This is a genomic window from uncultured Ruthenibacterium sp., from assembly GCF_963558415.1.
In the GTDB taxonomy this organism is placed as follows: Bacteria; Bacillota; Clostridia; order Oscillospirales; family Ruminococcaceae; genus Ruthenibacterium.
Genome location: NZ_CAUWGY010000004.1, coordinates 36910 through 49019 on the forward strand (window position 1 = coordinate 36910; position 12110 = coordinate 49019).

Annotated in this window: 9 protein-coding genes; 6 read left to right on the top strand and 3 right to left on the bottom strand. The window is 50.2% G+C overall.

All coding sequences use genetic code 11. The annotated features are described in order from the left end of the window. Positions 1-17: 17 nt before the first annotated feature. Complete coding sequence (ppdK, locus tag AB5H98_RS01380; protein ID WP_367924121.1) at positions 18-2657, bottom strand: pyruvate, phosphate dikinase; 2640 nt, start codon at positions 2655-2657, stop codon at positions 18-20. A gap of 250 nt (positions 2658-2907) precedes the next feature. Here ppdK and AB5H98_RS01385 point away from each other — a divergent pair, with 250 nt between their 5' ends. The 5 genes from AB5H98_RS01385 (at position 2908) to AB5H98_RS01405 (ending at position 9365) form a co-directional block, all read left to right on the top strand. Next, positions 2908-3627, top strand: coding sequence for a UDP-N-acetylglucosamine diphosphorylase (locus tag AB5H98_RS01385; RefSeq protein WP_367924122.1), 720 nt, complete (start codon positions 2908-2910; stop codon positions 3625-3627). Positions 3628-3653: 26 nt separating this feature from the next. Next, positions 3654-4241 (top strand): aminoacyl-tRNA hydrolase, encoded by a 588-nt coding sequence (pth, locus tag AB5H98_RS01390; RefSeq protein ID WP_367924123.1) that lies wholly within the window; start codon positions 3654-3656, stop codon positions 4239-4241. Next, on the top strand, positions 4234-4776 hold the full coding sequence (locus tag AB5H98_RS01395) for a hypothetical protein (protein ID WP_367924124.1): 543 nt from the start codon (positions 4234-4236) through the stop codon (positions 4774-4776). The genes pth and AB5H98_RS01395 overlap by 8 nt, the downstream gene beginning before the upstream one ends. 10 nt (positions 4777-4786) lie before the next feature. Beyond that, a complete protein-coding gene (mfd, locus tag AB5H98_RS01400; protein WP_367924125.1) occupies positions 4787-8245 on the top strand; it encodes a transcription-repair coupling factor in 3459 nt (1152 codons plus the stop codon). Between the two features lie 82 nt (positions 8246-8327). Next, a complete protein-coding gene (locus AB5H98_RS01405) occupies positions 8328-9365 on the top strand; it encodes a hypothetical protein (RefSeq protein ID WP_367924126.1) in 1038 nt (345 codons plus the stop codon). A 113-nt stretch (positions 9366-9478) separates the two neighbouring features. Here AB5H98_RS01405 and AB5H98_RS01410 read toward each other — a convergent pair whose 3' ends face one another. Then, on the bottom strand, positions 9479-10105 hold the full coding sequence (locus AB5H98_RS01410) for a flavin reductase (protein WP_367924127.1): 627 nt from the start codon (positions 10103-10105) through the stop codon (positions 9479-9481). 84 nt (positions 10106-10189) lie between these two features. Then, positions 10190-10957, bottom strand: a complete 768-nt coding sequence (locus AB5H98_RS01415) for a DeoR/GlpR family DNA-binding transcription regulator (protein ID WP_367924128.1) — start codon at positions 10955-10957, stop codon at positions 10190-10192. 194 nt (positions 10958-11151) lie between these two features. Between AB5H98_RS01415 and AB5H98_RS01420 the strand changes: the two genes are divergently transcribed. Then, positions 11152-12105, top strand: coding sequence for an ROK family protein (locus tag AB5H98_RS01420; protein ID WP_367924129.1), 954 nt, complete (start codon positions 11152-11154; stop codon positions 12103-12105). The last annotated feature ends 5 nt before the right edge of the window (positions 12106-12110 follow it).

The following is a 12110-nucleotide window of genomic DNA, read 5'->3' on the forward strand; positions in this document are numbered from 1 at the left end:
CTTTTTGCATAATTTTCTTATTTGCGGCTTTCTTTAATAGCTGCCTGAGCGGCTGCCAAACGCGCAATGGGAACACGGAAGGGAGAGCAGGACACATAATCCAAACCTACCCGATGGCAGAACTCCACGCTGGTGGGGTCGCCGCCATGCTCACCACAAATGCCCAGACCAAGGTCGGGGCGAGTAGCACGGCCCAGTTTTGCCGCCATTTCGACCAGTTTGCCTACGCCCTTCTGATCAAGATGAGCGAACGGATCGGACTCGTAGACCTTGTTGTCATAATAATAGTTCAGGAACTTGCCGGCATCGTCACGGCTGAATCCGAAGGTCATTTGAGTCAAATCGTTGGTGCCGAAGGAGAAGAACTCCGCCTCTGTGGCGATTTCATCCGCTGTCAGCGCAGCACGCGGAATTTCAATCATCGTGCCCACTTCGTACTTCATGTCCACACCGGCTTCAGCGATGAGCTTGTCTGCAGTGGCAACAACCACATCTTTGACAAATTTCAGCTCTTTGACCTCGCCCACCAGAGGAATCATGATATGGGGAACAATGTCAAGGCCGGTCTCACGGCGTACATTGATGGCAGCGTTGATGACCGCGGTGGTCTGCATTTCCGCAATTTCCGGATAAGCTACAGCCAAACGGCATCCGCGGTGGCCCATCATGGGGTTAAACTCGTGCAGGCTGGCAATGACGTTGTTCAAATGCTCTACGGTGACATCCAGTTCTGCAGCCAGTTCTGCGATCTCAGCCTCTTTGGTAGGAAGGAACTCATGGAGAGGAGGATCCAGATAACGGATGGTCATGGGCCGATCTCCCATCACCTTATACATAGCCTCAAAGTCGCCTTGCTGATAAGGCAGAATCTTTGCCAAAGCTTTTTTACGGCCTTCCACATCTTCTGCCACGATCATTTCGCGTACAGCTTTGATGCGGTCAGCTTCGAAGAACATGTGCTCAGTGCGGCACAAACCAATGCCCTCAGCACCGAAGTCTACACCCTGCTGAGCATCGCGGGGGTTGTCGGCGTTGGCGTATACCTGCAAAGTACGAGCCGCGTCTGCCCACTCCATGAAGCGCTCAAAATCGCCAGAGATGGTGGCGTCTGTGGTGGGAATGGCCTCGCCGTAGATATTGCCGGTGGAGCCATCAATGCTGATCCAGTCGCCCTCTTTGTAAGTTTTGCCAGACAGAGTGAAGCATTTTGCATCGTAATCTACTACGATTTCTCCGCAGCCGGATACGCAGCAGGTGCCCATTCCGCGCGCTACTACAGCAGCGTGGCTGGTCATGCCGCCGCGTACAGTCAGAATGCCCTGTGCCACTTGCATGCCCTCGATGTCCTCAGGGCTTGTTTCCAGACGAACCAATACCACTTTGGGCATCTTGCCGCTGTCCACATATTCTTTGGCGTCCTCGGCAGTAAAGACCACCTGGCCGCAGGCAGCACCCGGAGAGGCCGCAAGACCTTTGCCGATGACCTGAGCGGATTTCAGCGCAGCCGGGTCAAATTGCGGGTGCAGAAGGCTGTCCAATTGCTTGGGCTCCACGCGCAGCACAGCCTCTTTCTCATCGATCATGCCCTCATCCACCAGATCCACGGCGATTTTCAGAGCCGCGGCCGCAGTGCGTTTACCATTGCGGGTCTGCAACATGAACAGCTTTCCGTTCTCGATGGTAAACTCCATGTCCTGCATATCTTTGTAGTGATTTTCCAACCGCTGGGCAATCTCCACAAACTGCTCATATACCTCGGGCATTTCCTCATGCAGCTTAGAGATAGGCGACGGGGTGCGGATACCAGCAACTACGTCCTCGCCTTGAGCGTTGATCAGATATTCACCAAACAACGCTTTCTCACCGGTGGCAGGGTTACGGGTGAAGGCAACACCTGTGCCCGAGCGATTGCCGGAGTTTCCAAAGGCCATGCACTGCACGTTTACTGCGGTGCCCCAGTCGTAGGGAATTTCGTTCATACGGCGGTACACGTTGGCACGGGGATTGTCCCAGGAGCGGAATACGGCTTTGACAGCTTCGATCAACTGCTCTTTCGGATCCGCAGGGAAGTCTTTGCCCATTTTTTCTTTGTAAAGGGTTTTAAACTTCACAACCAGTGCCTTCATGTCGTCGGCGTCCAAATCTACGTCGTCTTTGACACCTTTGGCTTCTTTCATCTCATCGATGATTTTTTCAAAGTCGGATTTGCTCATCTCCATGACCACGTCGCTGAACATTTGTACGAAGCGGCGATAGGAGTCATAAGCAAAGCGGGGGTTGTTTGTCAATTTCGCCAGGCCTTCTACGGACTCATCGTTCAGGCCCAGGTTCAAAATGGTGTCCATCATTCCGGGCATGGAAGCGCGGGCGCCAGAGCGCACGGACACGAGCAGGGGATTGTTCACGTCGCCGAATTTCTTGCCGGCGATTTCTTCCAGTTTTCCGATGTACTCATAAATGTCCGCCATGATTTCCTCATTGATTTGACGGCCATCCTTGTAGTACTGCGTGCAGGCTTCCGTAGAAATGGTGAAGCCCTGGGGAACCGGCATGCCAGCCTTGGTCATCTCGGCAAGATTAGCGCCCTTGCCGCCAAGGATCTCACGCATGTCCTTGTTTCCCTCGGAAAACAGGTACAGGTACTTTTTGTGACTCAAGATTCTCTACCTCCAAACAAAAATCTGCGCATCAGACGCAGGCAAAAAAGGCAATGCTCTTTTGCACCCATATTATAGCAAAAAAACAGGGGTCTGGCTACCGCGAATTAACCGATTTTTGGACAGATTTGATGCTTGTTTTCAGGAGAATGGGGAGATTTTGTCGGGTTTTTGTAATTGCCTTGCAATCACAATCGTTTCGACGTAAAATAAAAACGTATAGTCTTTTTTCGAAAGCGAGGAATACGCCATGACAAAACAGCAATTGGAAGAGCGGCGTGCAGCGTTGACTGCCACACTGGAAAAACATTTGCAAGCTGGAGTGGAGTTTTATTTGACCGATGGGATCATGATTGATGAGACCGTAGAAATTGAGCCGGGTGCGGTGATTTTACCTGGAACGATTCTGCGAGGGCAGACCCGAATCGGTGCGGATAGTGTCATTGGCCCGAATTCTCTTTTGGAAAATGTGACCGTGGGACGCGCTGTGAAGTTCAATGCCAGCCAGGGTTACAATAGCGTGATCGATGATGGGGCCAACATTGGGCCGTTCGTTCATATTCGTCCGGACAGTCACATCTGCAAAAATGTACATATCGGTGATTTTGTAGAAGTCAAAAATTCTACTGTGGGCGAAGGAACCAGTGTATCTCATCTGACGTATGTGGGAGATTCCGACGTGGGCAAATACTGCAACTTTGGCTGCGGCGTGGTAACGGTCAACTACGACGGAGCGGCCAAACATCGGAATACCATTGGAGATTATGCCTTTATCGGCTGCAATACGAACTTGGTTGCCCCAGTAACAGTGGGCGACGGAGCTTATACGGCAGCAGGCAGTACGATCACGGAGGATGTTCCCGCAGGAGCTTTGGGCATTGCCCGTGCACGTCAGCAAAACAAGCTGGGATGGGCAAAGCAGAAACTGGAAAAATTTATTGAAAAACAAAAGAAAAAACAGCAGAAATAAAAAAATAGGAGAAGAATCGAACAGATATGTTTTTTAAAAAGGCATCCAATATGGATTATCTGATCGTTGGATTGGGAAATCCAGGCTCTAAATATGAGGGAACGCGTCACAATGCGGGGTTCGATGCGCTGGATTATGTGGCAGGAAGATGGGATATTTCTGTTAACAAATCGAAGTTTGACGCCTTGTACGGCACCGGGACCGTCGGTGGGCAAAAAGTGCTTTTGCTCAAGCCGCAGACCTTTATGAATTTGTCCGGTGAGGCGGTGCGTAAAGCAAGCGGTTTTTATAAAATCCCTGCTGAGCGTGTGATTGTTCTGTTCGATGATATCTCTTTGGCGCCGGGCAAACTGCGTTTGCGGAAAACAGGGTCTGCCGGTGGCCACAACGGAGTAAAAAGCATCATTGCAAATTTGGGTCAGGATTTCCCGCGCATCAAGATTGGTGTGGGCGAGAAACCTCGACCGGATTATGATTTGGCAGATTGGGTACTCAGTCGGTTCACGCAAGAGGAAAAAAAGGCAATCATGGCAAGATACGACGATGTTTGCGGCGCTTTGGAATTAATTATGAAAGGGCAGTTTGAAACTGCACAGAGCCGATACAATGGATAATTGCATGGAAAAGACAAAACGCTGGTATGACATTGCGCTTTTGGCATTGGGGATTCCTTTGGTGGCAGGTGTGATATGGAGTGTGGCAAAGCCCAGTGCGTGGGCAATGGTGCTGGCTCCTTGTTTGGGAGTGTTGGCAGCGGCTTTAACCTGGTGTGCTTTGGCCCGTTTTTGTTTATGCAGGCGCCCGATGCTGCTGAAAAAAAGTTTTACAAGGCCGTTTAAATTGGTTTTTGGTCCGGTGATTTGGGTGCTGTACACATTGGCCGCGTTGGCAGTAGCTGCACAGGCACCCGAAGAACAAGAGGATTTGGTTACAGCACTGGCTACGCTTTTAGGACTGGGCGGTGCGCTGGTAATTCCAGTTTTGTTTTTGGTGTGTAGCGTTGCGGCTGTTTTTTTCGGAGCAAGGCATATGAAATGTGCTCAAGAAGCAGGGCCTGCTTATCGAGAGGCTCCGTTTGCGCTGGCGCTGATTTGGTTGATTGGCCTTTTGGCGCTGTGCATTATAGGGATGTTCTATCTCTTGATATGAGGCGAGGAAAATGCTGACAAAACCACTGAAAAATACATCCGAATACAAACGGCTGTTGGCTGGCATGGCAGGAGAGGGTCCTGCTGTGACGGCCCTTTTTGGTATGCCGCCAACTGCGCGCGCTCAACTGGTAGCTGCTTTGTGCGAAGACACAGGGCGTCCTGCGTTGTTTGTGTGTGCAGGAGAAGCAGAGGCTACCCGTATGGCGGCAGATGCGCAGACCTTTGGCCAGGCGGCAGAAGTGTTTCCGGCCAGAGATTTTGTTTTGCGCCCTGTGGAAGGGTTGAATCATGAATACGAGTACCGCAGGCTCTCTGTACTTGGCAATGTGGTGGGCGGTCGTACACGGGTCGTTTGTGCGGGCGTAGAAGCGCTTTTACAGTTCACGATGCCGCGAGGCGAATTTTGTGGCAATACAATGACGATTCGTCCCGGAATGCAGATTCCCATGGAGCAGCTTATAGAGAAGCTGTACAGTGCGGGTTATCAGCGGCGTTTTCAAGTGGAAGGGCCAGGGCAGTTTTCGGTGCGTGGTGGAATTGTGGACATCTATGCACCGGATATGGTGAAGCCTTGTCGTCTGGAGTTTTGGGGCGACGAGATAGATACCATTCATGCGTTTGATTTGATCAGCCAGCGCCGGGAAGATGCGGTGAAAAAGATTTATCTTTCTCCGGCAAGGGAAGTGTTGTTCGGGGATACCGCACAGGCGGCAGATCGTCTGCGTCAGGCATTGGCGAATGCTAAGGGGCCGGCTGCAAAGCGCCTGTCCGCCGTTATGGAAGAGGATTTGAAAACATTGGATGCGGGCACCATGCCTACAGCCATGGACAAATATCTTGCGGTTCGTTATGAAAAACCGGCGACCCTTTTAGATTATTTGGATGATCCAATTTTATTTTTGAATGAACCCAGCGCGATTCGTGAGACGACCAGAGTTTTGGAATTGCGTTTTGGCGAAGAAATGAAAGGGCTGTTCGAGCAGGGGATTCTGGCGCCGGGGATGGATCGGTTTTATGAGGAATCAGCCTTTTTATGGCATGTAGCTCAGAAAAGCCATACTGTGGCGTGCGAAAATTTTGCGCGGACATTGCCGGATTTGCGGCTGAGCGATACGGTCAGCGCGCCTGCCCATGCGCTTCCGCCTTGGAGTGGAGAGGTCAGCGGTCTTTTGGAGGAGCTGGAACCACTGATTGCTCAAAAATATGCAGTGGCGGTGCTGGCGGGAACCCAGCGAGCGGCCGATGCATTGGCTCGCGATTTGGAAAAAGCAGGCTTTTCGGCGACTGCCTACCATGCGCCCGTAGATGAGGTCGTTCCAGGCACGGTAGCTGTTTTAGAAGGACATTTGAATGCAGGCGCGGATTATCCTTTTGCGCGTTTTGCAGTGTTTACCAGCCGTCGGCACAACACGGTAACTCAGAAAAAGACAAAATCCAAAAACAAAGGCTTGTCCAGTTTGTCGGATATTCAGCCCGGAGATTACGTGGTGCATCAAAACCACGGAATCGGATTGTATGTGGGCATTCAACGATTGGATTTACAGGGCGTAGTCAAGGACTATCTGAAAATTCGTTATGAAAAGGGCGATACGCTGTATGTGCCTGTAACGCAGTTGGATTTGCTCAGTCGGTATACTGCTCCGGGAGACAATGAGAAGGTCAAATTGTCAAAACTGGGCGGCGACACTTGGAATAAGACCAAGGGTCGGGTTCGCAAGGCCACCCAAGAGATGGCCAAAGAGTTGATCGCTCTGTATGCCAAGCGGCAGCAGGCCAAAGGATTTGCATTTCCCGAAGATGGGGAATGGCAGCGGGATTTTGAGACGCGGTTCGAGTACGACGAAACAGCGGATCAGCTCACATGTGCGGCAGAAATCAAAAAAGATATGGAGAAGCCCCATCCGATGGACCGCCTGTTGTGCGGCGATGTAGGTGTGGGTAAAACCGAGGTGGCGCTGCGTGCTGCATTCAAGTGCATCATGGGCGGCAAGCAGGTAGCGATCCTTGTGCCTACTACGATTCTAGCTTGGCAGCATTATACGGGGATTTTATCCCGCATGGAAGCGTTCCCGGTCAAAGCAGGGCTTTTGAGCCGGTTTGCAACACCCAAACAGATCAAGGATACATTGAAGGGTTTGGCAGCGGGAACGGTGGATATCGTGGTTGGTACCCATCGACTGTTGCAAAAAGATGTGAAGTTTCACGACTTAGGTCTTGTAATCATTGACGAAGAACAACGCTTTGGCGTCAAGCACAAAGAAAAACTCAAGGAGAGTTTTATCGGAGTGGATATGCTTACCTTGTCGGCAACGCCGATTCCTCGGACATTGAATATGGCGATGAGCGGACTGCGGGACATGAGCACCATTGAGGAGCCACCTGTAGAGCGCCGTCCGGTTGAAACTTATGTGATGGAGTACGATGACGGTGTGATCGCCGAGGCGCTGCGCAGAGAACTGGATCGGGGCGGTCAGGCTTATTACATCCATAATCGAATCGATTCGTTGGAGCGATGTGCGGCCCATTTGGCGGAACTTTTGCCGGGCGCGCGCATTGCCACTGCACATGGTCGTATGGATGAGGCAGCTTTGTCCAGAGTATGGCAGCAGCTTTTGGACGGCGAAATCGATATTTTGGTGTGCACAACGCTGATTGAAACCGGCGTGGATGTGCGCAACTGTAACACCCTGGTAATTGAGGACGCGGATCATATGGGGCTTGCGCAGCTTTACCAGCTCCGGGGAAGAGTCGGTCGGTCAGGCCGCAAAGCTTATGCCTATTTTACGTTCCGTCGGAGTAAAGTCCTCACCGATGTAGCTTCCAAACGTTTGTCTGCGATTCGGGAGTTCACGAGCTTTGGCTCTGGGTTCCGCATCGCCATGCGCGACCTTCAGATTCGTGGTGCTGGCAGCCTTTTGGGGCAGAGCCAGCACGGACATATGGAGTCTGTGGGTTATGACATGTATGTAAAACTTTTGAATCAGGCCATTGCGCAGGAAAAGGGACAGGTGGCACAGGTGGATAAAAGTGACTGCCTGATTGACATCACAGTAGATGCGTATATTCCTGAAAATTATATTGAGGATCCGGCCGGAAGGATCGAAGCATACAAACGAATCGCGGCGATTCAGAACAAAGAAGATGCCAGCGATGTATTGGACGAGTTGATCGATCGTTACGGAGATGTGCCCAGAAGCGTATCGGGATTGGTAGATATCAGTTTGATTCGTGTAGTGGCGGCAAATCTGGGAATTTATGAGATCGCTCAAAACCGAGATGCGCTTATTCTGTACTCTGACAAGCTGGATCTGGCAAAACTTAAGCCGCTTTTAAAAGAGATGGGTCAGCGGCTTCTGGTGAACGCTTCTGGAAAACCTTATTTGTCGGTTCGAGTGCTGTCCGGTGAAAAACCGTTGGATGTGCTGAGTGCAGTGCTGGACAAAATGGAGAGTGCATCCTCAGAATAGGTATCTTGCAAAGATTCGACACAGGGAATATAATGTATTTACTATCGCAAAACTGCGGCGCTGCCGCATGGAGGGAATGAATTTGAAACTGAAACGATGGATTGCTGCTGCAACTGCCGCAGCGCTGACAGTCGCTTTGACGGGCTGTACCTTGAAAACGCCGGAAACAGTCATGACGGTGGATGGGGTGGAAGTACCCGCAGGCGTATACCTGATTTATCAATTGAATGCTTATTCGGATGCTGAGTCGCAGTTGGATGAAGACGCCACTATGAAAAATGGCGAAATTGACGGTGAAAAGGCTTCCGATTGGGTCCATAATAAAACAGTGGAAGACTTACGGCGCTGGGTGTGGATTGATCGGGAGTTTGAAGCACAGGGTATGACGTTGGAGGGCGATGAGTTGTCTGATGCACAAAGTCAGGCAAAGTCCGCTTATGAATCCAACGAAGAGTGGTACAGCGAGAACGGCATCGGCAGTGAATCTTATGAGAAGTTCTACTTGGCCGAAGTCAAGTATCAGAAGCTGTATGAGGCTTATGAGGAAAATGACGCCGAAATCAGTGTGGCGGATGCAGAAGCCTATATGGATGAAAACTATATACATATCTCTTCCGTGGCGCTTCCGGTCAGCGATGGAGAAGGCAATGCGGTGACAGAGGAAGTGCTTGAGGAAATCAATGGTTACGCCCAAGATTTGGTGGATCAGTTGAACGCAGGCGGAATCTTGACCGATTTGGCGGAAGAAACCGTGAAAAAGGCAATGGAGGCCTGTGGCCGTGAATATACGGAGGATACACTGTCTTCTTTGATGCTGGACGGTTTTGCCAGCGATTTGTCCACTGGTTATTTCTCCGAGGAGACCGTAGAACAGATGCGCGGTCAAGAGGTTGGAAAGGCAGTGCTCAGAGAGGACATGTCTGTTCCTATGATTTGCCAGAGACTGCCAAACTATGAGGATGACGAGGAATTTGAGTCTTTGTATTACGATCAGATCGTCAGCCTTATGAGACAGCAAGCATATCAAGATAAAGCTACTCAGGAGAGCAGCGAGTATGCAGTGGAAGAGGATTCTTCCGCCGTGAGAGCATATTCAATCAATAACATCAAAGAAAAATAATGGTATTGGAAAGGCCGCACAGTGAAAACTGTGCGGCCTTTTTCGCGCTTAGCGTACCGGTAAAAAATAAACAAAAGCCGGAACAATAAAACTGTTCCGGCTTTTGTGTTAAATCAAATTTTTTCAAAAACACTGGCGGGTTGTTTGCACACCGGACATACAAAATCCGGCGGAAGTTCCTCGCCTTCATAAATGTATCCACAGATGGTGCAGCGCCATCCAGTGGTCTTAGGTGTGGACTTTTGATAGCTGGATGCTTTGGGCGGCGTAAGGCCCTTCTTTACCGTGTGGTAATAGGCATAGCTCATGGAATGTCCTGTGCCCAACACCTCACAGTCAGTGACTTCGGCTAGGAACAAAAGATGTGTTCCCACATCCCAGCACTCCAGTACCTTGCAGGCAAATCGGGCGTTTGTTCCTTCACACAGATAGGGAACTCCATGGTCATCGATTTGGTAGGGGACTTCGGAAAATTTGTCTACTTCGCGGCTGGTGCGGAACCCGAACAGACTGATTACGTCCATAGGAACGTCCTCTGTCAAAACCGATGCCGCAAAGAAACCAGTGTTTTGGATGGCCTGCGCAGTGGCGTTTTCTTTGTTTACAGCGACCGTCACTCGGGCAGGTTCTGCTGTGACTTGTACAAGCGTGTTTACTACGCAGCCCGAAGCACGGCCGCCATCCATGGCGGGGATCACATACAAACCATAGTTTAGTTTGAAAAATGCGGTTAAATCCATTGGTCATCCTCCTTTGCACGGAATGTTTTCTTCAGCATACCCAATACTGGAAAAAAATACAAGTCTTTTTTATGAACAAATGCGTTATTCGTCGGCAATCACCAATTCCAACTTTTCGCGCAGCAACTGTGCCTGTCCGGCATCAATGCCTCGGTCGGTGATCAGAACATCCACTTCCTGCCAGTCTGCCACTTCTACCAGTGAAGTGGTATTAAATTTGCTGCTATCGGCTAAAACAATGGTTTTTCGGCTGCGCTGCATAAATTCCTGTTTGACACAAATGTCATGGAAGTCTGTAGAACAAATACCGTTACGCCCCTGAACGCCACTTGTACCCAAAAAACAGAGATCCAGGTGGAGTTTACGCAAGGCATTTACCGCTTGATCGCCCTGATAGGCCATATCATGAGCGTTGTATTCGCCACCGAGACAGTAAACCCGGTGACGGCTATCCGCCATTTTTTGAAGGACCAGCAGAGAGTTGGTGATGACAAGATCTCCTGCGCCGGGCGCAAGAAGATCCGCCACAGCGGCCACCGTACTGCCCATGTCCATGCCGATGGTGATGCCGGGTGTGATGTATTCCATCGCCTTTTGAGCAATGATTCGTTTGATTTCTCCGTTTTCGGCTTGCCGCTTACGCAAAGGCTCGATGACAGCACGTTCATATGCCACCGCTCCGCCGTGAACTTTTTTTAGAATATGCCGCTCTTCCAGAAACAAGAAATCCTGTCGGATGGTTTCGCTTGAAACCCCAAACAAACTGCTTGCCTCTTCTGTTGAAATGCGGCCGTTTTTTCGCACGAGTTCCACAAGTCGGTTGCGGCGCTCTATGATGTTGGCTGACGTCATGATGGGTCCTCCCAAAACAGATTTGATTTTATTATATCCTTTTCCAAGATAAAAACAAGTTTTTTACGAAAAAATTTGGGTTTCTTTTTAAATTTGAAGATTTTTTCTTTGAAATACTTTGATTTAACTTGGGATTAAATTGACAATTCCAAGTTTTGGTGTTACACTTAAGCCAGAAGAAAGGGGGATTGTTCATGGAAGGCGATCGACTTGGAATTGATGTGGGCGGAACCAAGATTTTATATGGGTTGTTGGACAGCGAATGCAATGTGAAAGCGAGAATGCGCACACAAATGCCCAAGGATGTTACACCCGAGCAACTGACCGATAAAATCGATACAGAGGCGCGGTCTTTTCTGCAAGAGAATGGGGTAGACCCTTCTCAGCTTCGCGGCATAGGCATAGGCATGCCCTCTTATGTGGATTTCGAGCGGGGAATTGTGGTTTCGAGCGGTAGCATTGATCGAATTCAGAACTACCCGGCCAGAGATTTATTCCGGGAACGTTTTCCCGGCGTGGAAGTGCTGGTGGATAATGACACCAACCTGGCAGCTTTGGCAGAACATCGAATGGGCGCAGGCCGCGGAAGTCGGCACATGGTTTACACCGCGCTTAGTACTGGAATCGGAAGCGGATTCATCATCAATGGTGAACTGTTCCGGGGAAGTTACGGCGGTGCTGGTGAGTCAGGTCATATGCTGGTCACACCGGGAGAAGGCGTAATGTGCGGATGCGGCAACAAAGGCTGTATCATGAGCTATGCCAGCGGTGTGATGATTATGAAACACGTGCGCCGAGCCATTGAATCCGGTGAACCGTCGGTGATGCGTGAGATGACACAGGACCTAGAAGAATTGAATAGTCATCATCTGGCAAAGGCGTGGGCTATGGGAGATGCACTAGCAGTAAAAATGATGGATCAGATGACCCATTACATTGCTGTGTACATATACAACTTATTCATGTCTTTCAACATCGGATGTTACGTGTGCGGCGGAGGCCTGACCAACATGGGCGAGCCCTTTATGGAAGAGATTCGTCGCAAAGTGGCCGGATTTAACCATCAGAGTGGACAGAACATCGATATTCGTGTGGCACAGCTAGGTGGAGACAATGGCATCATCGGAGCGGCCATGCTTTTTGAGTGAAAGGG

Bases quoted from the DNA above. Each gene is read 5' to 3' on its own strand.
- mfd (WP_367924125.1), top strand. From the start codon at position 4,787: ATGCTGACAAAACCACTGAAAAATACATCCGAATACAAACGGCTGTTG.
- AB5H98_RS01420 (WP_367924129.1), top strand. From the start codon at position 11,152: ATGGAAGGCGATCGACTTGGAATTGATGTGGGCGGAACCAAGATTTTA.
- pth (WP_367924123.1), top strand. From the start codon at position 3,654: ATGTTTTTTAAAAAGGCATCCAATATGGATTATCTGATCGTTGGATTG.
- AB5H98_RS01395 (WP_367924124.1), top strand. From the start codon at position 4,234: ATGGATAATTGCATGGAAAAGACAAAACGCTGGTATGACATTGCGCTT.
- AB5H98_RS01410 (WP_367924127.1), bottom strand. From the start codon at position 10,105: ATGGATTTAACCGCATTTTTCAAACTAAACTATGGTTTGTATGTGATC.
- AB5H98_RS01415 (WP_367924128.1), bottom strand. From the start codon at position 10,957: ATGACGTCAGCCAACATCATAGAGCGCCGCAACCGACTTGTGGAACTC.
- AB5H98_RS01385 (WP_367924122.1), top strand. From the start codon at position 2,908: ATGACAAAACAGCAATTGGAAGAGCGGCGTGCAGCGTTGACTGCCACA.